The organism is Streptomyces sp. NPDC005820 (assembly GCF_040630255.1).
Lineage (GTDB): Bacteria > Actinomycetota > Actinomycetes > Streptomycetales > Streptomycetaceae > Streptomyces.
Map to the genome: position 1 here is coordinate 343173 of NZ_JBEXXE010000002.1, position 22721 is coordinate 365893.

Here is a 22721-nt window from a genome sequence, read left to right on the forward strand (position 1 = left end):
TGCGCTTTTACGGCGCTTACACGGGCATTCTTCAGGCCCTTTACGCAGCTCAGCCCGGAGATCGATACGGGGTAATTCGGGGCAAGCCCGTTCTGGACGCTCGCGACCTCTCGGGGATTTACTCGACCCACCGAAGAAGGGGAGGTCTCCGTATGTCCGCACCGCCGGTCTGGCTCGACGCATTCGCGTACGAACTGGGGGAGGAAGAGCTGACCCTGGAGGAACTCCCCTCGCTCACCCCGGAGCTGCGGCAGGATTTCCACGAGGTCGGCCTGAGGACCTTCCGTTCGACCAGGAGGACGTCCGTCGCCCTCGCGGAGGAGGCCGCCGCCCGGACCCTCGCCGCGGCCCCGGAGCGCCGGGGGCATGTGAGCCACGTGCTGTACACCACCAGCAACACCTGGGACGCGGCCCGCACCACCGCCACCGAACTCGGCGCCGCACTGCGCCGGCTGGGCCTGGACCACGCCGCCCTCGTCGGCGTCTCGCGCTTCTACTGCGCGAATCTGCACGCCGCCGTCCAGCTGGCGACCGGCCTGATCCACTCGGGCCAGGCGGAGGACGTCCTCGTGGTCTGCGTCGACACCCGCGAGCCGGGCAGTCCGCGGCTGGTCACCGGCAACATCTCCGTGCACAGCGACGCCGCGTCGAGCCTGCTGGTCACGAGGTCGCCGTCGTCCGCCGCGCTGCGGTTCCTGCACACCTCGCTCACCAACGACCTCCAGCTCGCCGCACTGCGCCCCCAGGACAACTTCATGCGGTACATGGCGGGTTTCTCGAAAGGAATTTCCGTAACGTCCGCGCTCGCCCTGAAGAACGTCGGCCTGGCCGCCTCCCAGATATCGCGGGTACTGCCGAACAACTACAACCTGCGCGTCAACCGCGGCATCACCAGAATTTCCGGATTCGACTTCGGTCAGGTGCACGCCGGCAATATCCCGCGGCTGGGGCACGCCATGGCTTCGGACCCGGTCATCAACCTCGTCGACTCGCTCCACGAGCAGCCCGTCGGCGCCGGAGAGCACCTGATGCTTCTCGGCGCCGGCCCCAGTCAATGGGGGGCCACCGTCCTGGGGGCCGCGACATGAATTCAGGCGCCGCGCCCGACACCCTGTTCCACCACTTCCTGCTGCGCCACGCCGCCGACCGCCCCGGCCATCCGGCGGTCGTCGGCGAGCGGTCGACGCTCACCTACGCCCAACTCGCCGCACTGGCCCACATGTACGCGGACCACCTGCGCGACTGGGGTGTCGGCGACGGCGACCGGATCGTGCTCCAGCTCGATCCCTCCCCGGAAGCGCTTGCCCTGCTGTGCGCGTGCTCGCTCGCCGGCGCCGTGTTCGTCCCCCTGGCCCCCGACTGCCCCCCGTCCCGGCTCGCCGCCATCACCGCGCGCACCGACGCCGTCCTGCTGGTCCGGGCCGCCGAGCCGTCCGACACGGCCACCGCGCCATCGCCCGATCCGGCCGACGAGCCGACCGACGCGGCCACCGCGCCACCACCCGATCCAGCCGATCCGGCCGATCCGGCCGACGAGCCGACCGACGCGGCCACCACGCCGCCGCCCGATCCCGTACCCCGCGCCGCCCTGACCCCCGACGGCCTGCGTCTGCCAGCGAGGCGCCACGCTCCCGGAAGTTCCGGCGGCTCCGGCGGCCCCGACGGCTCCGGCGGCCCCGGCAGCCCCGGCAGCCCCGGCAGCCCCGACGCTCCCAGCGCTTCCGGCGCCCCCGGCATCCGGTTGGCCACCCTCGGGCGGGATCTCGCCTATCTCATCTTCACCTCGGGCACCACCGGCGAGCCCAAGGGCATCATGATGAGCCACCGTGCGGTCCTCGCCTTCTGGCGCGCGCTCGTCGCGCACTGCGCACTCGGGCCGCAGGCGCGGGTCGGCAGCATCTCCCCTCTCCAGTTCGACTTCTCGCTGCTCGACTACGGGCTGGCCCTCGGCTCGGGCGCCACCCTCGTCCTGGTCCCCCGGTACCTCTACCAACAGCCCCGCCGCATGCTCGACCACCTGGGCCGGCACGGTGTCACCCAGATGAACGGCGTCCCGTCGATCTGGTCCGCGGTCCTGCGGCACACACCCGGCGAACTGTCCCGCGCCGCACACCTGGAGGCCGTGCTGTTCGCGGGTGAGGCGTTTCCCGTGGAGCAGCTGCGCCGCCTGACCGAGGCCGTACCGGGACTGCGCGTCATCAACTGCTTCGGCCACTCGGAGTCGGTGGCGTGCTCGTTCCACGACCTGCCGACCCCGCTCCCGGACGACCTGACCTCCCTGCCCTTCTCCTGGGGCCACCCGGGAGCACAGCTGCTGCTCCTCGACGACAGCGGCCGGCCCGTCACCCGGCCGGGCCGGGTGGGCGAGCTGTACCTGCGGGCGGACAACCTGTTCTCGGGCTACTGGCGCGACCCCGTCGCGACGGCGGCCGCCCTGGTGCCCAATCCGCTGCGCCCGGACGACGGAGAGCCGGTGTTCCGTTCCCGGGACCTCGCCGAGACCGGGGAGGACGGGCTGCTCCGCTACCGGGGCCGCGCCGACCTCCAGGTCAAGATCCGGGGCAACCGGGTGGAGCTGGAGGAGGTGGAACACCGGCTCGCGGCCCATCCGGGAATCAGCGAGGCGGCCCTCACGGTCCAGGTCCAGGGCGAGGCCGGCCTCCAGGAACTGCGCGCGGTGGTCGTGCCGGCGCCCGGCACGACGGGGCCCGACCCGGCCGAACTGCGCCGGTGGTGTGCCGAGGTGCTGCCGTCGTACATGGTCCCGAGCGAGATCCGCACGACCGCCTCCCTGCCCGTCACCGCCAACGGCAAGGTCGACCGCACGAGGCTGGCCCTGCTCCCGGCCCCCACCAAGGAGACCCGTTGAGTCGTTCCCCCGTCCTGGCCGACCGCATCAGTCCGCTCGACGAATCACGCGTCCTCGGCCGGCGGCTGATCGTCCGGGAAGCCCGCAACGCCACCCTCCTGCTCGACGACGACGGCACCACCCGCCGGTACACCGACCTCACCAGCTCCTACGGGGCGGTGAACTTCGGGCATCTCAACCCGGACATCACCGCCCATCAGGGGCTCGACGCCGACCTCGTCAGCGGGGTCTATCCCGAGGAGGCGTACGAGGTCGCCGACTGGCTGACCGACCGGCTCGGCGCCCCCGGCCACCGCGTTCTCTACCAGGTCGGCGGCAGCTTCGCGGTGGCGAGCGCCCTCGCCCTGGCCCAGCGGGTGCGGCGGGGCCGGATCCTCGTCCTCGACGGCGCCTTCCACGGACTGGGCGTGGACGCCCTCGCCGCCACCAGCACACACCGGCCGCTCGCCCTGCAGAACACGCCCTGGGTCACCGAGACCGACCGCTGGATCGAGCGCGTCGCCCCCGGCGGTCCGGTCCCCGACCTGGACGGCATCTCCTGCCTGCTGTTCGAACCGGTCCAGGGTGCCAACGGATACGTCCCGGTGGACCCGGCGTGGCTGGAGCGGCTCGTCACGGCCGCCCGGTCCCGGGGCGTCGTGGTGATCGCCGACGAGGTCCAGGCGGGCTTCCACCGGCACGGCTCCCTCAGCCCGTCCCGGGCGGCGGGCCTGGAACCGGACGTCCATCTCTTCAGCAAGTCCCTCACCAACGGGCTCGCGGCGCTGTCGGCCGTCGTGTACCCCGAGGCGTTCGACGAGGCGGTGGGGCAGGACCTCGCACTGGCCCACACCTTCCAGACGTCGGTGCCCGCCTACCGGGCCGCCGCCGCGGTGAGCCGCTGGCTGGACCGGACCCCGGTGGCCGGACTGGCCGACGGCGTCGCGACGGCGCTGGAGAAGTACGCCAAGCAGATCGCCGGCCTGTACGGAACGCGGGACGTCCATCTGACCGGGCCGACCCTGTCCTTCGGGCACGACCGGGCGGGCGAGCTGGTGCACCGCGGTGTCGAGCGCGGCGTCCTGGTGTTCACCGGCGGCCACGACGGCCGGCGCATCCGGGTGGCACCGCCCCTGACCATCGCGCCGGAGCAGCTCGCCTCGGCGCTGGACCTGCTCACCGAGGCCCTGGAATCGCTCGGTGACCCCCACGACGACCCGACCGAGAAGGAGTGACGACCTCGTGGAACGCCAGGATTTCTACCGGACGTTCAGCGACATCCTGAGGACCGTCCGGGCCCCGCGGGAATTTCCCGACCCCGCGCCCGACGACAACCTCTGGGATCTCGGGCATCTCGACTCCTTCGCCATGGTGGAACTGCTGATCCACCTGGAGAAGCTGACCGGTCAGGAGATCACGCTGACCGCCGACTCGCTGCGCAACTTCCACACCATGGAACGCGTCTACGACTCCTACTTCGCCAAAGAGGCAGCATGACGTCCACCACCGCGCCCCCGGCCGACTCCCGCGTGGCCCGTATCCGTGAGACCTTCCGCGAGCTGGGGTGCGCCCAGTTGCGGGACGCCGCGCCCGACTACGTCGAGGTGCTCGCCTGGCCCCTGGTCAGCCGGACTCCGGGCCGGCACCTGGCCGGCCCGGTCTACCCGGTCGCCACGGCCAACGACATGCTGCCCGTCCTCCAGGCCCTCGACGCCGCCGCTCCGGGGGACGTGCTGCTGGCCACCAACACCGCGGAGTACTCCGAGGCCCTCGCGGGTGATGTGCTGAGCACGGCCGCGGTGGCCCAGGGGCTCGGCGGGCTGGTCGTCCACGGGGCGGTACGCGACCTGGGGTTCATCGCGGAGCTGCGGCTCCCCGTGTTCTCGACCGAGGTCAACATCATCTCGGCGAAGACGGCACAGGTGCCCGCCGCCGAGCTGCCGATGACCGTCACCGTGCCGGTGGTCGGCCCGGACAACAGCCCGCGCCCGCTCGAACTCTCCCCCGGGGACTGGCTGTTCGGTGACGACGACGCCGTGGTGGCCGTACGCGCGGACCGTGTCTCGCCGGTCCTCAACGCGGCCCGGCTGCTACGCAGCCAGGAGGAGAGACTGCGCGACGCGGTACGCGGCGGGGTCCGGCTCAGCGAGGCCTGCGGGCTGCACGACTATCTGGCCGGCCGCGGCCCGCTGAAGATGGACGTGTGATGGGAGCGACCGCGGTCGGCGCTCTCAGGCCGCCGGGGCCCGAGCAGTTCGACCCGGCCGCCCACCGGCAGGACCCCTGGGCGTACTACGACTGGTTCCGCGCCCATCGGCCGGTGAGCTGGTCCGAGCCGGGCCGCTGCTTCTTCGTCCACGCGCACGCCCTGGTCGACGAGGTGCTCAGGGGCCCGGACTTCACGGTGGAGAACCTCTTCCGCCGCAGCCGGCAGGTGCTGGGTCCCACGCTGGTGGACAGCGACGGCGAGGACCACACGCGGCTGCGCCCGCTCGTCAACCACGACCTCACCGGCAGCCGGGTGCGGGAGCTGATCGCGCAGGTGGTCCGTCCCGTCGCGGAGGACCTGGCGACCGGCCTGGCCCGCCGCGGCCGGGCCGACTTCGTCGCCGACTACGCCATGGAACTGCCCTTCCGGGTCGCGGTCGAACTGGTCGGCCTCGACCAGGCCGACCGGGCCCGGCTGGCGAGGCTCATGCGGCCGGTGATCGACTATCTGGACCGGGTCGACGCCCCGCTGAGCACGGCCTTCGCCGCGCGGGAGGAACTGGAGGCCCATGTACGCGCGGTGCGCGCCGCCCCGGGCTGCCCGGTGCGCGGCGGACTGCTCGGCCGTACGACCCCGCGGGCCCCGGAAGGGATCGGCGAGGAGGAGGTCGTCCGCACCGTGGGACTGTTGCTGGCGGCCGGCACGGAGACGACGGTGTGCACGCTCTCCAACGCCGTGCTGTGCCTGCTGCGGTTTCCCGAGCAGGAGGCGGCGCTGCGGGCCGGGACGCTCCCGGTCGCCGACTTCGTGCGCGAGGTGCTGCGCTGGGAACCTCCGCTGCACTTCACGCTGCGCTACGCCGTCCGGGACACCCAACTCGGTGCGGTTCGAATCCCCCGAGGGGCCGCCGTCCAGGTCAACTTCGCCGCCGCCAACCGGGATCCGGAGGTCTTCGCCGACCCGGACGCCTTTCGGCCCCGGCGGCCCGAGCGGGCCGGGCTCTCCTTCGGACGGGGGCGGCACAGCTGCCCGGGCAGCCGGCTCGCCACCGCCGAGGTGGAGATCGCGCTGGAGGCGCTGCTGCGCGCGTCCTCCCGTATCCGGTGTCCGCAGGACGGGCTGCCGCCCGTCTCCGGTGTCACGTTCCGCAGATGCCAGGAGCTGCCGCTGGTGCTCGACCCGGCCTGAGATCAGGCCGTGCCGCGCTCCACCAGCGGGCCCCGGGCCGCGACCGGCACCGAGTGCCGCAGCACCGCCTGGTGCAACTCCTTGAGGGGCGGGCAGGGTTCGAGGCCCAGCTCGCCGCGGAGCGCCCGGCTGATCCGGCGGAACTCGCCCAGCGCCTCGGTCTGCCGGCCCGAGTGGTACAGCGCGAGCATGTACCACTCGGAGAAGCGCTCATTGAACGGGTACCGCAGCGTCAGCTCCCGCAGCACGCCCCGTACGGACGCGTAACGCCCGGCCTCGATGGCCAGGTTGACCTGGAGTTCCAGGGCCCACAGGTGCTGCTCCTCCAGCCGGGCCGCGACCCCGCTCAGACACGCCCCGGCCCGCAGGTCCTCCAGTGCCGGGGAGCGCCACAGGTCCAGGGCGGCATGCGCGTGGGCCAGCGCGAGGCCGGGGTCGACGCCCTTGTCGCGCTGCGCCCTGCTCACCAGCGCCTCGAAGGTGATGATGTCCAACTCGTCTTCCTTCAGGCAGAGTTGGTAGCCCCGGCTGGAGGTGACGAGCCGTTGGGCCGCGAAATCCCCGCCGATCCGGGTGCCGAGGATCTTCCGCAGCCGGAAGACGAGCGCGTGCAGCGCGTTGGATCTGACCGCGGACGCGTCGGCCCAGATCTCGCCGATCAGCCATCCCTTGGACACCGGCCGGTTGGCGTTGACCGCCAGCAGGGCCAGCAGCACCTGAAGCCGGTGCCCCGGGATGTCGATGACCTCACCGTCGTGACTGAGGGTGAGCTTTCCCAGCAGCTGTAAGCGGAATGTCACGCCGCCCCCGTTCTGGTCCTCGAACAGCGTTCGCGATCCTGGAAACGTATGAGAAATTCAAGTAACAGAAATGTCAACCACATTCCGAGGCGATCGGCGACACTCCGCCATTCCGCCCGATTTCCCTGTGCCCGGTCCGTGAATTCCCTGTGCGCCGGGCCGGTTCAGAAGAAGTCGGGAACCGTGCGCACCCCTTCCAGGCCCCCGGCGCGTTCGAGGACGAGGCGGGCGACGGCGATGTCCAGGGAGCCGAGGCCGAACGGCGCGTAGACGACGGTCCGTCCCGGATCGCGCCGGGCCACGCCCCGCAGCAGCTCCCCGACCGCCCGGATCCGTCCGGGCTCGACGGCGCCCTGCTCGACGGCGAGCGCCAGGGACGTCTTCTCGCGGAGGGCGTGGGACACCTCGTCGACGACGTGGTCGGCGTCCGCCAGCGCAGCGGGCGTCAGATCGCGCAGGGACATGTGCAGCACGGTGGCGCCCTGCTTGAACCAGCCGCCGTCCGTGACGTGCGGAACGGTCGCGGTGGTCGCCAGCAGCACGAGGTCGGCGTCCGCGACGGCTTCGCGCAGGCTCGCCGCCACCCGTGTCCGGCCGGCGAAGGCGGCGGGCGCCTCCGCGGCGAACGCCTCGGCCCGGTCCGCGTCGAGATCGAAGACCTGGAGCGTGTCGCACGACCAGTTCTCGGCCGCCAGGACCCGCACCGTCGTACGGGAGATGTAGCCGGTGCCCACCACGGCCACGCTGCCCACGGACCGCGCCTCGCCGAGCAGGGCCTCCGCCCCGACCAGCGCGGACAACGCCGTGCGGTGGGCGCTGATGCGGGCCCCTTCGAGCACGGCCACCGGGAAGCCCGTACGCGGGTCGTTGAGGACGATCAGGGCGGAGGCCCGGGGCAGCCCCTCCGCGAGATTCTCCGGGAAGCTGGAGATCCACTTGATGCCCATCGCGGCGGGCGGCCCCGGCACATAGGCGGGCAGGGCGATGACCCGTTCCCGGCGCTCGGCATCGGGCCGCAGGAAGAGGCTGTCGGGATTGACCAACCGCCCTTCGGAGGCCTCGCCGTAGACCTGCCGGACGATGCCCTTGGTCTCCTTGAGACAGTCCGCCAGGACGGCGTCCACGGCGGACCCCGGCACCACGACGAGACCTTGCGGTACGGACGAGGACGACGTTGTCAGGGTTGTCAGGGTTGTCATGGTTTCCTCTCAGCGCAGCAACGAGAACTTCTTGGTCAGCGGGTCGAGTTCGGCACGCGTGGCGAACAGGGCCACGCCGTAGTAGTCGAGCGCCTCCTCCGGCGTGGACCCCATGCGTTCCAGCTGCTCCTCGTAGGTGCCGCCGGTCATCGCCGAGGTGAAGTCGGTGAACAGCAGGCCGGCGTCCGCCGCCTCGCGGCGCAGCCGCCCGAGCCAGGCGGGACGCCCCTCGAGGACCACCAGGGAGAGGCCCGAGACGGGGGCGTGCCGTCCCCCGTCCTTGTCGGGGAAGTCCAGGAAGGACATGCGGGGCAGCAGCTCCGGCCGTTCGGCCGCGGCCTTGACCACCAGCCCCAGGCACAGATGGGACGCCGCGTTGGTCGCCACCCCCGGCGGGAGCTTCGCCTTGAGGGCGACGACGAACTTGTACGAGGTGTCGACCTCGGACGCCTCGGCCATCAGGCGCGGCACATCGGACACGGGAAGCTCTCTTTCGGTCACGGACGGTAAGGGTGGGTGGGTGTGCGCGGGGACGGGCGGACCGCGAGCCCCTCAGGCGTGGGGCCGCGGCTCCGGTGCCACGGGGTACCGGTGGAAGCTCTCCACGTTCGCCGGATTGAACCGGTACCCCGGGCGGCCCTGGATCACGGCGTCGGCGGGTACGGACCAGTCGGTCGCTTCCTGGAACTTCTCCTCGCACACCGCGCGGAACCTGCGGACCGTCTGCGCGAGAGCCGCGGGGGTCCGCCCGGTGCGCGCGGACAGCTCGGCGGCGGACATGAGCGGAACGTCCCTGCCCTCCCGGCGGTTGCGCAGGAACTCGGCGCCGAGCACTTCCAGGACACTGATCAGGGGGTCGGGCGTGATCTCGTAGACCGTGACGCCCTCCACCGACAGGAGCCTGCCGTACAGGGCGACCTCGACGCGGCCGGGTCCGCGCGGGACGCGCCAGAACGTGGCCGCGAGAATCAGGTCCGGCGCGGTGTAGCGCGAACGCAGTCCGATGTACGGGGTCAGCAGTCGCTCCGCGTCGTCCTCCGAGGACGCCTGGAGGTAGTTGATCGCGGCCTGCAGCAGACCCGGGATCTCCGGTCTGAGCTGCGCCACGTAGCGCGTTATCCACTCCACCGTGGCCTGCTTCCCGTGCAGCCGGGAGTGCAGGATGGCGGCGTCGAGCAGGACCACGTCGGCATGTCTGCGCATGCCCGCGTAGCCGAGCCGCTCGCGCAGCCCCATCGCGGTCGCGATCAGGGCGCGCGACCTGATGGAGGCGCGGCTCATCCGCAGCATCTGGTGCCAGAGCGTGTACGCCGTCAGATGCACGTTCCACTGGGGTGTTTCAGCGCCGTACCGGTCGACCAGATGCTGCAGGATGCGGGGGTAGGGGGACCGCGGGAACGTCGTCCACCCGAAGGAGAACAGGTCCAGGGCGGCGCAGAAGTCGCTGACCGATCGGTGTCGGCAGGCCGCGACGAGGAACTCGCCGGCGCGGACGTACCGCACCAGTACCTCGCGGTCCTGCTCGGTCAGTTCGCGTGGATTCAGGGTGGCTGATTCCACGAAGGTGCTGTAGCCGCCGCTGTGCACGTCGCCCTGGTGGAAGGCGAACGAGCGGTCACCGCGGTCGGCGGCGAGCGGCAGCGAGGCGACGACCTCCTCCACGTAGGTCCGCTGCTCGTCGCAGACCTCGGCCGCTTCCCGGGTACGGCCGTCCATGAGCAGGGTGATGACGACGTCCATGAACAGCCAGGAGGCGTCCGCGTAGTAGAGGTACCGGCGATATTTGGCCAGTGACTGCTGGAAGTACTCCCGGGCCGGGCCCGGATCGCCCGCGGCCGCCCGCTCCAGGCCGCGCTGCCAGCAGGAGAACGACGTACGGGTGAAGGGTTCCTCCCCCACGTCGTGCCCGAGTTGCCCGGCCAGCCGGGTGAACGCCGACGGGAACACCGAGTCGGGGTACTCCGCCCAGCCCTGGCTCAGGTGGTCGGCGACCTCCGTGAGCACCGCGAGGGAACGGGTGTCCACGCCTCGGTCCAGGAGTTCGATCATCTCCTTGATGCGCGGGATGATGCGCCCGGTGTAGAGGAACGACATCTCCTGGTAGCGCCGGGCCACGTCGTACAGGTCCGCCGAGACCGACGTACCTCCGTCGAGGCGCGCGCACAGAGCGGTCAGGAAGAGCAGCAGCGCGACATCGTGCTCGTCGGCCTCCAGCAGAGCGGGCCCGGACAGCTCCCGGACGGCGCTCAGTTCCGGTACGCGCCCTTCCGCGACGTGCGCCTCCAGTGTTCGATAGGCATCACGTAGCCCTGGCATCCGATAGTCCTCGTCGATCGATCCGCGTTCCCCGCACGCCCATGTCTACCGTGATACGGCGACCTCTGCCGCACGGCGCGACGCCGCGGGGGCGGCAGGCCCTCGGATCGTGTCCAGCCAGGCGTCGCTGTAGACCGTGCTCCGGTACTTCTCACCCCCGTCCGCGCAGACGCACAGGGGCTCGCGGATCTCGGGGTGTTCCGCGAGGTAGCGCACACAGGCGGCGACGACCGCCCCGGCCGAGCCGCCGAGGTGGATACCGGACTCCCTCAGCAGGGTCCGGCAGTAGTACACCGCCTCTTCGATGCTCGTGTACGTGAGATGGTCCACGAGCGAGTCGTCGAGGAAGGCCGAGCGCCGGCTGGCGCCGACCCCGGGGAGATGGCGCCGTCCCGGCCGACCGCCGAAGGCGACCGAGCCGTTGACGTCCACCGCCACCATGTGCGTCTGCGGACGGTTCTCCCGGAAGCACCGGCTGAGGCCGGCGAACGTCCCCCCGGTGGAGATGGCCGCGAACACGGCGTCGGGCGGCGTGACCATCTGGTCCAGGATCTCCGGTCCGGTCATACGGCGGTGGATGTCGGGGTTGCGCGCACTGTTGTACTGGTCCACCCAGACATACCGGTCGTCGCGGTCGAGCAGTTCGCTCACCTTGGCGAGCCGGGACAGCAGATATCCGCCCGCCGGATCGGGCTCATCGACCTCGACGATGTTCGCGTCCAGGTCCACGAGCCGCTTTCGGCTCTCCGCCGTGATCATGGGGTCGATCACCGCGGTGAATCTCATGCCGAGAAACCTGGCCATGCTCGCCAGCGCCACTCCGAGGTTCCCGGACGTCGATTCCAACAGGTGCGCCCCGGGCCGCAGTCTGCCGTCCTCGGCGAGTCCGCGAACGAGGCCATAGGCCGTACGGGCCTTGATGGAGCCCGTGACGTTGTGCCCTTCCAGCTTCAGGTGGATCCGGCGCCCGGTGCCCAGCACGTCGACCGTCACGGTCTTCACGGGTGTCGGCCCGAGGAGCGTCGCGAAGCGGTCGAGGTACTCCTGCACGAGCGGGTCAGGCATGATCGCCCTCTTCCCTTCGCCCTTGTCGCCCCCGTACCGTCAACTGCGCGGAGTCGCGAAGACCACCCAGTTGTCGTGCCGGTGCCGGTAGGGCCGGAAGTCGCCGTGCGGCGGGTCGTCCCAGGCGACCCTGCGCAGCTCGTGGATGTCCCACTCGGAGAACAGCGCGCGGATCTCGTCCTCTTCGTAGAAACGGAAGAGCGTGTCCTTGTACGCGAAGGTGTGCCGGGCTATCTCCTCGCCCTCGCCGTAGGTCTCGTCCTCGATGGTGAAGGCGTTCGTGACGAACAGGCCGTCCGCGGCGACGATCCGCCGCGCCTCGGCGATCAGGTGCGACGGATCCTGGATCTGGCCGAACACGTCGAAGCAGGTCACCGCGTCCACGGAGGCGTCGATCAGGGGCAGTTGCGTGGCGTCGGCGCGCAGCAGGAACGCCCGCTGCCGGATGACGCGCCGCGCGTGCGCCAGGCCCGTCGGGGCGATGTCCACGCCGAGCGCGTTGAGGCCCGCGTCCACCAGTGCCGCCAGGTTGCGGCCGTCCCCGCAGCCGAGGTCGACCACGGAGCGGACTTCGCGCTTGCGCAGTTCCGCGACCGCCTCGGGGATGACCGGGATCGGCTCCTCCTGCCACAGCGGCTGCTCGCCCTGCTCCTGGTACGCCTTCTCCCACCCGTACTGGAGCTCGCCGTACGTCTGAGATGTCATCTAGCCCCCTCAAGTTGACTGATGCAAATCAGCTTACTGATCCGAGTTGACTGAGGAAAGGGCTTTCTGGAAGCTGTCCCACGTGATGGACAGGCTTCGGAGGATGGATCGGGGCGTAGTGGAAGAAGCAAATGAAAGAACCTCCCGGGACGGACGCAGGGCCGTCCTGCGGGACGCCGCCGGGATAGGCCTGGCCGTGGGCGCCTACGGACTGTCGTACGGCGCGCTCGCGGTCTCGGCGGGACTGACGGTCGCTCAGACGCAGCTGCTGTCCCTGCTGTTGTACGGCGGCTCCTCACAACTCGCCCTGGTGGGCGTCATCGCCGGCGGCGGCGGAGGCCCCTCCGCGGCGGCGACGGCCGCCCTGCTCGGAGTGCGCAACGTCTTCTACGGCGTCGGCCTCGGCCGCCTGCTGCGCCCCCGTCGCGCGTCCCTGCTGCCCATGGCCCATCTGCTCAGCGACGAGAGCGCGGCCATGGCGGTGGGCCGCTCCTCCCCGGCCGCGGCGCGATGGGCCTACTGGAGTACGGGTGCGACGGTGTTCCTGTGCTGGAACCTGGCCACCCTGGCGGGAGCCCTGGCCGGCTCGCTGCTGGCCGACCCCACTGAACTGGGCCTGGACGCGGCGTCCTCCGCCGCCTTCCTGGCGCTGGTCGCCCCCCGGCTGCGGCAGCGGGTCAACCAGGTGGTCTTCGTGCTGGCCTGCGCCGTCGCCGTCGCCGCCTCTCCCCTGCTCGACTCCGGGCTGCCGGTGCTCCTCGGCGGGCTGGTCGCGCTGAGCGTCCTGCTGGTACCGGGCACCACGGCACAGCCGCCGTCCCCACCGGTGCCTACCCCACAGCCGCCCTCCCCACAGCCGCCCTCCCCACAGCCGCCTTCTCCACAGATGCCCTCCCCACAGATGCCTTCCCACGAAGCCGAAGGGCGGATCGGATGAGCTGGGCCTGGATCGCCGTCGCGGTGGCGGCCTGCTTCGCCCTGAAGCTGCTCGGACTCCTGGTACCGGAGCGGTTCCTCGCCCACCCGGCGGTCTCCCGCGTCGCGACGGCCGTTCCCGTGGCCCTGCTCGGTGCGCTCATCGCCGTGCAGACGTTCACGGACCACCAGCGCCTCGTGCTGGACGCCAGGATCGCCGGCCTGGCGGTGGCGGCCCTCGCCCTGTGGCTGCGGGCCCCGTTCCTGGTCGTCGTCGTGTCCGCGGCCGGGACCACGGCCGCACTGCGCTGGGCGGGTTGAGCAGTCACCGAGTGCCTCTCCCCGGACGACGTTCAGGTGACCCTGGAGCGCGGTGCCGATGGGGCGGAGCCGACCCTGACCGCCTACCTCGACCTGGGCGACAGAACCCTCACCCCCGAAGAGGTTCATCAGCTCGTGGTCGACGGCTTCAGAGGCCGCAGGTTCGTGATGGCACCCCACCGGTATGTGATCCGCGACGGCTCCGAAGGACCAGGACGGGGATAAATATCAAATGGAAGCGAAGCGGAGCACAAATGGAACACAAATGGAGCATGAATGGATAAAATAACAATCCACTTCGAAGGCGAGCGGGACGCGACCGCCCCCCTCACGTGGGCACAGCGGAGGACCTGCCGAGGCTCCCGCCTCAAGTACCGCCCGTTCGTGCACATCCAACCCATTCCGCCGGGGAATGACCTCCGCGACGTCGGCAACGCCGCCCAATGGGCATACGAGGAGTTCGAATCCCTCCGAACGACGTTCCCCTTGCGCGCCGATGGCGAGCCCTACCAAAAGGTCGAGAAAGCCGGATCCGCAGAGATCCCCATAATCTCGGCCCCCGAAGCCGAAATCCAAAACACAATACAGCGCTTCAAGCAGGAAAGCTTTGACACCACAACCGAATACGGAGCCTTATTCATCATAATAACTTGCGCCGAAATCCCGACGCACCTCATTTGCCTGGTCTCCCATCTCGCAGTTGACGCTCACGGCTGCAGGGCACTCGGAAGAGCCCTCGACAGCCGCTTCTCCGGCGAAAACGATCACCCACCCGCCCCTCCCCTGCAGCCAGTAGACCGAGCACGGCTGGAGGAGTCGGAGAAGTGGCAACGGAAAAGCGCCCGCTCCCTCACGTACTGGAAGTCGGTCCTGGAAAAACTTCCGCAGGGCGGCAGTCGGTCGGCAGTAATTGACTCCCCCGCACTGAGGGCTGCCGTTTCCGCCATCTCGAACAAATGCGCAGTGAGCACATCCGCCACCTATCTGGCTACCCTTTCCGTGGTCACCGGTGCACTCATCGGCCGGAGCAAGTCCTCCTTCCTGCTGCCGGCTTCCAACCGCATGACCCCGGAAGAGCGTTCGTTCGTCGGAGAGCTCGTACAATTCGCCCCCGGGATACTGGAATCGCTCGACAAACCCTTCGAGACGGTAGTCGGTGATGCCCGGAATGCAAGCATCAGGGGTTACCGATACAGCCTCTACGACGAGCACGCTCTGCAAGTGATGCTCACCGACATCGACGAAGGCAGCGAGAACAAAAGGGCCTTCGACTTCTCATTCAATGACATGAGGAATTCCACAGAAGGCGAGGATTTCCGCGGAGCGGCAGCGGAGATCGGCGATCTCACGGAACAGACGAAGATCGACCTTCGTGAACACGTCTATCAAGGGGGGACTCGGTTCCTGTCGTTCGCCCTCTGGGATGACGGCAGCCACATACTCTCGGTCAATGTCCACGACTCGCACTTCCCAGGGGTCCCCGTCCAGCACATTCTGCTGGCCATCGAGGCTCTGGCGGTCGGGGTGGCCATGGGGGATGCAGAACCACTTGATCACCCCATGCGATTCGCGAGAGCCCACCTGGCAACTCGAAACACGACCACGGTCGACCTCGATTCGCCAGCGGACTCCGGTCGCTGACTGGCCCAGCGGTTCACCCCAGATGTCCCCTTGGAAGGCGGGCCGCTTGGGCCGGCCGTCAGGCGACGGGCATGTGACGCTCCCTGCGGAACCGCGGCATGATCGCCTTCGGCGCCGAAGTCCAGAGCCCCGCCTGATCCGCTGACCTGTCAGGGACCGCCCTCAGTGGCGGTCCCACCGGCCAACGTGCTGTTCCTGCTCGCCGCCCGCAGCGGTGACCTGGCCGTCGTCGCCGTGATCACCGCCCTGTACCCGGCCGGCACCGTCCTGCTCGCCCGCAGCGTCCTGGCCGAGCGCATCCACCGCGGCCAGCTGATCGGCCTGGGTACCGCCGCCGTCGCCGTCAGCCTCCTCGCCCTCACCTGACCCCGCACCCCCGGAAGGGACCCGGCATGTTCATCCAGCCCTGGGACACCGCACTGGACGACGCCGAGTGGCAGACCTGGATCGCCGACGGACACGACTTCGGCCTTCTCAGCGTCAACGGCCTGCCCGGCCATGCGCCGATCGTCGTGCCCACCCACTTCACCGTCGACGGCAGCACCCTGCTGATCCACCCCGCCCGCCCCAACCCCGTCTGGAAGACGATCGAGGTCGACCCGAACGTCGCCTTCACCGTCACCGGCGACTACGCCTTCATCCCCGGCCCCTGGCGCGCCAAGCCCGGCATCCCGCCCACCGACGGCGTCCCGACCAGCTACTACGCGGCCGTCCAGTTCACTTGCCAGGCCACGATCATCGACGACCCCGAGGACAAGGCCGAGTTGCTGCGCCAACAGATGGCGCACTTCCAGCCCGACGGCGACCACGCCCCCGTCGAGGTCGACCAGCCCCCTTACGGGCGGATGCTGCCCGGCATCCGCGGCCTGCGCCTGGACATCACCGAGGTCCGCGCGAAGTTCAAGTACGACGACCACAAACCAGTCGGGCAGCGCGCCGACACTGCCCGCCGTCTCACCGAACGCGGCCATGGCCTGGACGTGCCCACCGCCAACCAGCAGTTGCGCCGCCTGGACCGCATCGGCACCTGGACGTCCTGACCACGCGCCCCCGCCCTCGCCCCATCATCTTGAACGGACCCCCTGTGACCACCTTCCGCATCAGCCCCGCCGTCGCAGACGCCTTCCCCGACACCCTCATCGCCCTGGTCACCGCCACCGGGCTGCGTGGCCACGAACCCTGGCCGCGTACCGCCGCCGCCCTGGAGGACCTGGAGCAGCAACTCGCGGCGGGCACCTGGCATCCCGCCGACGAGACCGACCCCCGTATCGAGGCCTGGCACACCGCCTACCGGTCCTTCGGCACCAACCCCCGCCGCGTCCGCCCCAGCGTCGACGCGCTCGGCCGCCGCGTCGCCAAGAAGGGGAGTCTGCCGCGCATCAACCCGGCCGTCGACTCCTACAACGCCGTCTCCGTCCGGCACGGCCTGCCCGCCGGCGCCTTCGACCTCGACCGCGTCACCGGCGACGTCGGCATCCGCCACGCGGACGGCACCGAAGCCTTCACCCCGCTCGGCGAACCCGACACCGTCGAGAACCCCAAGCCCGGCGAGATCATCTACGCGGACGCCGCCGATGTCCTGACCCGCCACTGGAACCACCGAGACGCCCACCGCACGCGCGTCACCGAAGACTCCGCCCACGTCGCCTTCGTCCTCGAAACCCTCCACGCCACCCGCGACGGCGACCTCCTCGAACTCGCGGCGGAGGAACTACAGGGCCTGCTGGCCCCGCACTCCGCCCACACCACCGTCGACTACCTCAGCCCGGCACAGCCCCAGGCCACCACCTGAGACGTTCTGGCCTTCGGCTCTCCACCGGGATGGCCCGGGCACACTCGAGTTGAGCGTGGTCACTTGGTACGGCGTGTGAGGTCTCGGCTGCCGGTGACGAGGGCGTGGTCGCAGCCAGTTGGCACCCGCGCCCACGTCCAGCCGGCCTGCGCCGCCGTCTGCGCCCTCATCGCCACAGCCGGGACGCGCCCCGCCTCGTGAACGACGAACTCGGCAGGGCGCGGCAGTCTGCGGGGGTCAGGTCATCCGGCGTTGAAGCGGTACGACCCCGCCCGCGCCCGGTAGACCTTGTAGGCGGCGCCCCCTGAGGTGTCCTCCCGGATGTACGCGACGCCCTTCGGCGCTGTGACCGGGTCCTTCCGGGTGGGAACCCAGATCTCGGCCTCGGTGTTGTACGGGACGGTGACCGCAAGTTCGATCCTGCCGTCCGTACGACGCCACCACTCCGACGACACCCTGCCGCGCACCGTGTCGATCGAGGCGCTGACGTGGTCGAGGGTCGCGGGTGACAGGTCGGTGTCCTGGGTGTTCTTCGGCACTTGGCTGTTGACCGCGACCGACGGGATGTACGGGCGGATGCGCAGCGTCTCGTACGCGGTCGAGGCCGGCCTGATACCGGCCAGGCTCTGGTAGAACCAGGTCGCCACATTGGAGCGGTAGTGGTGGTCGACGGAAAGACGGTCGGTCCACTGCTCCCACAGCGAGGTGGCGCCCTTGGCGATCTGGTAGACGTACCCTGGTGTGCCGGTCTGGGTGACCGCCTTCAACGCCACGTCCGTGTAGCCGTACTCGCTGAGGATGTTGAACTCGTAGCGCGAGCCGTACATGTCGTTCTGGATGTGCTGGTCCGCGGCCGCGATGCGGTCCGCGAGGAGCTTGGCGAGGGCCTTCTTGTTCTCCGCGAGGGTCCTGGTGCCGGCCAGATGGCGGGGGTCGTCGGAGTCCAGGTCTGAGCCGGGCACCAAGTCGAATGCGATGGCCATGGCGTTCTCGCTGGAGATGCTGCCCTGGGTGAAGTACCCCAGGGAGGCGTCCCAGTAGTTGGCGATGAACGCCTTACGGAGCGTTCGCGCCAGCTTCGCGTAGTGGGCGGCACGATCGGTGTGGCCCAGCAGACGGCCGACCTCGTCCATGTAGTCACAGAAGTGGATGTAGAAGGCGAGGCTGATCACAGCGTTGCTGCCGGGGCTCTCGGCGCCGGAGTAGGCGCCGAGCGAGGCCTCGAACTTGTAGTCGTTCTCGGCGGTGAACAGGGTCTCGTAGTACTTCAGGAGGCGGTCCTGGTGGTCGTACAGCTCGGCGAACAGACTGCTGTTCCCGTAGTACGTGTGCAGCTCCCTCGGGATGACGAAGTACGCCGAGTCCCAGGCCGGCACCGCCTTCCACGCGGCGTTCCAACCGGGAGTGTGATCGTAGCCGTAGCCGCCCTTGGCCATGGGGACGAACATGGGGAGCTGCCCGGTGGAGATCTGGGTGTCGGGGAAGTGGCGCAGGTAGTTGGTGAGGATCGCGTTGACGTCCCAGGTCAGCGACTCGGACTCGGAGCTGGCCATGGCGTCGCCGGTCCAGCCGTTCTTCTCGCGGGACGGCGTGTCGGTGGGCTTCTGCACGAGGTTGTTCTGTTCGGCCCACTCCAGGTTGCGCTGCAGGCGGTTGAGGAGGGCGTTGTCGGTGGTGAAGGTGCCGGTGCGGGTGAAGCCGGTACGGGCCACGGCGACGGTCAGGAGGTCGGCGTCGCGCTTGAGGTCGGGGGCGCGACCGAGGACCGCTTCGAGGTTCATGACCTCCAGGTAACGGAAGCCGAAGTGGCTGAACTGCTGTTCCCAGCTCTGCTCCGGCCGCTTTCCGAGGGTGTAGTAGTGCGTCTGGAGGTTGGCGTCGTGCTGGAAGTTCTCCTCCTCGACGGAGAGCGGGGAGGCGGCCGTGCCGTCGCCGGCGCTGATCCGGTTGCCGCCGCGGATCCGCAGGGTGAGGCCCTCCTTGTCGGAGCGGATGCCGGTGAGATTCAGGCGGACGAAGCCCGTCAGGATCTGCCCGTAGTCCAGGACCCAGCTCTTCGAGCCGGGCGCCGTCTCGGTGATCGAAACCGGGTGCAGCGTCTGGCTGACCAGCACCGGTTCCGCCTCATGGGCCCGCATGACGGCCGGCTTGAAGCCGTCGGGGACCGTCGTGGCGGGCAGCGCGCCGTGGTACTTCGGTGACGGGCCCGCACAACTGCCCGGCGGGATCAGCAGGGTGGCCGGGCGCCACTCGCGGCCGGCGCGGTAGCCGGCCGAGCGCCAGTCGCCCAGTTCCTCGGCGCGCCGGGCGTCGTACTTCTCACCGGAGTAGACGGAGTCGAACGTCGTGGGCCCGTCCGCGCTGAGCCAGTCATCGTCCGTGACGAGCGTGGTGGCAGTGCCGTCGGTGTACGTCACGACGAGCTTGGCGCGCAGGCGGGGCTGGCCGCTGTAGGGAGCGAGCTGCCAGTACCACTCCTGCGGTGTGGTCACGCCGTACCAGCCGCGTCCGAGTTCGGCGGCCACCGCGTTCTCCCGGCCGGCCCGGAGCAACGCGGTGACGTCGAGGGTGTCGTACAGGACCGTGCGGTCATAGGTGCTCTGGTCGGTGAGCAGCCGGGGCACGTTGGTCCGGCCGCGGGCGGCCCGCTCGCCGTCGACAGTGATCGGGTCGCCATTGACGGTGAACGTGACGTTGCCTGCGGCGCTCAGGTGCAGGCGTGCCTTGGCGATGCGGCGCCCGCGGGGCAGCGTGAAGGCGCGGCGCAGCACCGGTGCCGGGGTGGCGATGGGCAGCACGGCGTTGCGGCCGGGGATGAAGGGGTTCTTGGGAGGGAAGGTCAGGCCTGTCGGGGTGGCGATGCCGCTTTCGAACGGGTTGGCGCCGGTGGTGAGGTCCACGGAGAAGTCGCGGGCTCCGGTGCCCGTCACCTTCACGCCACGCACGATGGCCGAGGTGCCGCCGCCGAAGCCGAAGCTTCCGTGGCGCCGGATCTGGTCGCCGGTGAGTGTGCGGCTGTCGATCTCGACACCGTTGACCGTAGTGGTCACGGTGAGTCCGGTGACCGCGACCGCCACGGTGTGGTCACGGGTGGCCCAGCTGTCCTTGGTCAGTCCGGTGGCGGTGGGAAGGGTGACGGTGCCGACGGGGACGCTGCGGGTGCCCGCGGTGGTGGGGTTTGTCTCGCTCTGCGGGTCGTAGTGGTTCACGCCCCAGTCCGGCTCGGACGTCCCGTCGTCCACCCAGGTGTTGCCGGCGTAGTGGCTGGTCCTCATCACCAGCTGCATGTCGTCGCCGGACTGCCGGACGGTCCAGTTGAGCGCCTCGCCCCAGGTCTTGCCGATGGGCTCGGCACGCAGCAGCAGGGACAGCCCGCCTGCGGCGTCGGAACCACCGCGGAAGACCACGGTGGCGGTCAGGTCCTCCCAGTCGTGGTCCCGCACAGCGCGACCCCCGATCCACCGCGCCCCCGACCAGTCCTTCTCGCCCCTCAGCAGACCGGTCTCCCACATCGCCGGCTCGCTCCACGGGCCGACGGCGCCCTTCTCGTCCCAGGTCCGCACCCGCCAGGAGTACGCCTGCTCCGACCGCAGCGCGCGGCCTTGGTAGGCCACCTCGGTGCTGTTCGAACCCGCCACCTTGCCGCCGCGCCAGACGTCCGCCTTTCCGGGCCCGGTACCGACCTGTATCTCGTACGCGGTCTGCCGGGCGACCGGCGGCACCCAGCTGAACGCCGGCACGGTCTCCGTGCCCAGAGGGGTGATTCGGGAGTTGACCTGCAGGTTCGCGGGCACGGAACCGTGCCTGCCGGACGCTGCCGCGCCCACCGCCACGGCGTTCTGCGCGGCGGCGAGCGGGAGGGAAGCCCCTGCTGCCGCCGCCGTCATGATGCCGAGCACGTGTCGGCGGCTCAACGCACTTCTGTTCTCCTCGGCCACGGATCGGATTCCTTTCATCACCGCGCTGGAACAATGAACTGAAACGATTCAATACCTTCCAAGCGGTCAGCTTATGAACAGCCCGGGCCAAAACGCAACGCCTCCGACCCGATGAGGCCTCTTCCATCGCTCGCGCACACGGGCCTCAGTCGGCTCGGGACCCCGCGCACCGACAACCCTGGTCGGCGACCGGCACTCCGTCCTGCGGATGGCGTGCGAGCAGGGCGCACCGGTCGTTCGCGTACACGCCACGCGACACCCGCACGCCTCGGCGGATCATGCGGCAATACCGCCGTCGGGCAGGTCGTCGCAGGTCAACCCCGGAGCGGGACGGCATGTTCAGGCGACGGCGCTCCGGGCGCCACCGCCCGCTCCTCGGCATTGGAAGGCGTGACGCCGGTGCGGCCGGCGGACGCGCCTCTCCTCGCCTCAGACCCCGCCCGGCTCACCGTCCCCGTTCACCTGGAAGAGCAGATCCAGGAAGGCACGCATCGGTCCGACGATGTCCAGGTCGCGGTCGAGGAGCCACTGCAGCTGAAGGCCGTTGAGCACGGACTGGAGGAGAATCGCCGCGTGGTCGGGTGCGAGATTCCCGTGCAGTTCCCCGCGGTCCGCCTTCTCTCGCATCCCCTGGGCGAAGTACCTGCGCCCCTTGCCGTAGCGCTGGACGAAGTAGGCGTGTGCCGGGTGGTCCGGGCGGGAGGCGGCCGCCGCGAGCTCGATCCACAGACGCATCAGCTCGGGTGACTTCTGGTGATGGCGCAGAAGCTCACCCAGGTACGGCAGGAGCTCGTCCATGTCGGCGACCCGTGACACGCCGTACCGCCACTCCTCGGCGTCCCGCTCGGCGAGCACCGCGGGGGCACTGGGCATGTTCCCCGCCGACAGCCCCGCGGCCCAGGCCATCGCGGCCCGCCGGCAGGAACAGCACGAGCGCATCGTCCAGACCCTGGAGGCAGCCGTCGAAGCGCATGAACTGCGCGCACTCGACGCCCCCTCGGCAGCCCGGTTCCTGATCGCGTCCTGGGCAGGGGTCCACAGCATGGAGGCGCAGTCCGGGACTCCGGCAGAGGCCGCGGCCACTCTGGCGGCGGGCGTCCGTTCACTGATCGAGGGACTGGCCACACCCAACACGGTCACCGACGACCGCCGGCTGCGCCCCGCCTACGAGGCGGCGTTGCAACGGCACGGCCTCGGCCCAGGACTCGACTCGGCGCCATAGACGGACCCCAACCTGCGCGAGCGGGCCGCACCCTTCAGTCATGGCTCCAGCCGGGAGTGACGGGTCGGGCAGACCCGAACGTCACACTTCCCCGTAGCGCCCGCGCTGCACGGATGGATTCGGGATGCCCAAGGGGGCCCTCCTGCACAGAAGCCCCCGCAGAACCCTCGCGGTGCGACACGTATAACTTGCCGCGCCGACTTGGGGATCCCGGTGATCGGTTGTCGACAGAGGCTCTCACCTGCGAGATCACCCGCCTCGGCGCGCGTTCGGTGTCGCGGGTTTCACAGCCGGACCACTCAGGGGCAACGCCCCTTCAAGGGCTGGGAGTTGGTCTGCTCTGCAATGTGCTCGATTTTCCTGCATCACTGCGCGGCCGTCCCTACGCCGCCCACGCGCCCAACTGTGCGCAGGGGTCACAGGAGGGGGCGATGCCGGGTAAGGGATCCTCTGCTCGGTGTGAACGCCGGACGAGTCGGTCTCACGATGGCGTTCTTCGAGTTCTGCAGCCTCGTCACCGATACTCCGGGCAAGGGCATGTACGCCACCACACGGGCGGTCA

At 70.0% G+C, this 22721-nt stretch carries 20 protein-coding genes and 1 pseudogene; 13 read left to right on the forward strand and 8 right to left on the reverse strand.

The annotated features are described in order from the left end of the window. Positions 1-152 precede the first annotated feature (152 nt). The 6 genes from ABZ464_RS03875 to ABZ464_RS03900 are packed head-to-tail and all read left to right on the forward strand — an operon-like array spanning position 153 to position 6245. Complete coding sequence (locus ABZ464_RS03875; RefSeq protein ID WP_359270458.1) at positions 153-1088, forward strand: 3-oxoacyl-[acyl-carrier-protein] synthase III C-terminal domain-containing protein; 936 nt, start codon at positions 153-155, stop codon at positions 1086-1088. Further along, positions 1085-2869, forward strand: coding sequence for an AMP-binding protein (locus tag ABZ464_RS03880; RefSeq protein WP_359270460.1), 1785 nt, complete (start codon positions 1085-1087; stop codon positions 2867-2869). The genes ABZ464_RS03875 and ABZ464_RS03880 overlap by 4 nt, the downstream gene beginning before the upstream one ends. Then, the gene (locus ABZ464_RS03885; RefSeq protein ID WP_359270463.1) at positions 2866-4083 is read left to right on the forward strand and encodes an aminotransferase class III-fold pyridoxal phosphate-dependent enzyme; all 1218 of its coding nucleotides are present in this window, start codon (positions 2866-2868) and stop codon (positions 4081-4083) included. Before ABZ464_RS03880 ends, ABZ464_RS03885 begins: the two co-directional genes overlap by 4 nt. A 7-nt stretch (positions 4084-4090) precedes the next feature. After that, positions 4091-4345, forward strand: coding sequence for a hypothetical protein (locus ABZ464_RS03890; RefSeq protein ID WP_359270466.1), 255 nt, complete (start codon positions 4091-4093; stop codon positions 4343-4345). Next, positions 4342-5055 carry an RraA family protein gene (locus tag ABZ464_RS03895; RefSeq protein ID WP_359270468.1) on the forward strand — a complete coding sequence of 238 codons (714 nt, stop codon included), beginning with the start codon at positions 4342-4344 and terminating at the stop codon, positions 5053-5055. The genes ABZ464_RS03890 and ABZ464_RS03895 overlap by 4 nt, the downstream gene beginning before the upstream one ends. After that, entirely contained in the window at positions 5055-6245 is a 1191-nt protein-coding gene (locus ABZ464_RS03900) for a cytochrome P450 (RefSeq protein ID WP_359270470.1), read from the forward strand. The genes ABZ464_RS03895 and ABZ464_RS03900 overlap by 1 nt, the downstream gene beginning before the upstream one ends. A 2-nt stretch (positions 6246-6247) precedes the next feature. Here the strand turns inward: ABZ464_RS03900 and ABZ464_RS03905 are convergent, their stop codons facing one another. The 6 genes from ABZ464_RS03905 to ABZ464_RS03930 all read right to left on the reverse strand — a co-directional run bounded on the left by ABZ464_RS03905 (position 6248) and on the right by ABZ464_RS03930 (position 12330). Then, a complete protein-coding gene (locus tag ABZ464_RS03905) occupies positions 6248-7045 on the reverse strand; it encodes an AfsR/SARP family transcriptional regulator (RefSeq protein ID WP_359270472.1) in 798 nt (265 codons plus the stop codon). Between the two features lie 164 nt (positions 7046-7209). Further along, a complete protein-coding gene (locus tag ABZ464_RS03910) occupies positions 7210-8244 on the reverse strand; it encodes a 2,3-diaminopropionate biosynthesis protein SbnB (protein ID WP_359270475.1) in 1035 nt (344 codons plus the stop codon). Positions 8245-8253: 9 nt separating this feature from the next. Further along, positions 8254-8724, reverse strand: coding sequence for a DUF2000 domain-containing protein (locus ABZ464_RS03915; protein ID WP_359270477.1), 471 nt, complete (start codon positions 8722-8724; stop codon positions 8254-8256). A gap of 72 nt (positions 8725-8796) precedes the next feature. Beyond that, positions 8797-10560: a hypothetical protein gene (locus ABZ464_RS03920; protein ID WP_359270480.1), complete on the reverse strand. Its 1764-nt coding sequence runs from the start codon at positions 10558-10560 to the stop codon at positions 8797-8799. Between the two features lie 45 nt (positions 10561-10605). Continuing rightward, complete coding sequence (locus ABZ464_RS03925; protein WP_359270483.1) at positions 10606-11625, reverse strand: pyridoxal-phosphate dependent enzyme; 1020 nt, start codon at positions 11623-11625, stop codon at positions 10606-10608. Positions 11626-11664: 39 nt separating this feature from the next. Beyond that, a complete protein-coding gene (locus tag ABZ464_RS03930) occupies positions 11665-12330 on the reverse strand; it encodes a methyltransferase domain-containing protein (RefSeq protein WP_359270486.1) in 666 nt (221 codons plus the stop codon). A gap of 118 nt (positions 12331-12448) precedes the next feature. Here ABZ464_RS03930 and ABZ464_RS03935 point away from each other — a divergent pair, with 118 nt between their 5' ends. From ABZ464_RS03935 to ABZ464_RS03960, 6 genes and pseudogenes are all read left to right on the forward strand, one after another. Further along, positions 12449-13267 carry an AzlC family ABC transporter permease gene (locus ABZ464_RS03935; protein WP_359270489.1) on the forward strand — a complete coding sequence of 273 codons (819 nt, stop codon included), beginning with the start codon at positions 12449-12451 and terminating at the stop codon, positions 13265-13267. Further along, entirely contained in the window at positions 13264-13566 is a 303-nt protein-coding gene (locus ABZ464_RS03940) for an AzlD domain-containing protein (RefSeq protein ID WP_359270491.1), read from the forward strand. Before ABZ464_RS03935 ends, ABZ464_RS03940 begins: the two co-directional genes overlap by 4 nt. 276 nt (positions 13567-13842) lie before the next feature. Beyond that, the gene (locus ABZ464_RS03945) at positions 13843-15207 is read left to right on the forward strand and encodes a condensation domain-containing protein (protein ID WP_359270494.1); all 1365 of its coding nucleotides are present in this window, start codon (positions 13843-13845) and stop codon (positions 15205-15207) included. A gap of 180 nt (positions 15208-15387) precedes the next feature. Next, a pseudogene (locus ABZ464_RS03950) lies at positions 15388-15573 on the forward strand (EamA family transporter); the annotation flags it as partial. Positions 15574-15599: 26 nt separating this feature from the next. After that, positions 15600-16247 (forward strand): FMN-binding negative transcriptional regulator, encoded by a 648-nt coding sequence (locus ABZ464_RS03955; RefSeq protein ID WP_359270497.1) that lies wholly within the window; start codon positions 15600-15602, stop codon positions 16245-16247. 44 nt (positions 16248-16291) lie between these two features. Further along, positions 16292-16999: a phenylalanine--tRNA ligase beta subunit-related protein gene (locus ABZ464_RS03960; RefSeq protein WP_359270499.1), complete on the forward strand. Its 708-nt coding sequence runs from the start codon at positions 16292-16294 to the stop codon at positions 16997-16999. Between the two features lie 242 nt (positions 17000-17241). Here ABZ464_RS03960 and ABZ464_RS03965 read toward each other — a convergent pair whose 3' ends face one another. Next, positions 17242-20913, reverse strand: a complete 3672-nt coding sequence (locus ABZ464_RS03965) for a family 78 glycoside hydrolase catalytic domain (RefSeq protein WP_359270502.1) — start codon at positions 20911-20913, stop codon at positions 17242-17244. Positions 20914-21366: 453 nt separating this feature from the next. Further along, a complete protein-coding gene (locus ABZ464_RS03970) occupies positions 21367-21810 on the reverse strand; it encodes a TetR family transcriptional regulator C-terminal domain-containing protein (RefSeq protein ID WP_359270505.1) in 444 nt (147 codons plus the stop codon). Here ABZ464_RS03970 and ABZ464_RS03975 point away from each other — a divergent pair. After that, positions 21809-22159 (forward strand): hypothetical protein, encoded by a 351-nt coding sequence (locus tag ABZ464_RS03975; protein WP_359270508.1) that lies wholly within the window; start codon positions 21809-21811, stop codon positions 22157-22159. The two genes, ABZ464_RS03970 and ABZ464_RS03975, sit on opposite strands and share 2 nt — an antisense overlap. Positions 22160-22721 lie beyond the last annotated feature (562 nt).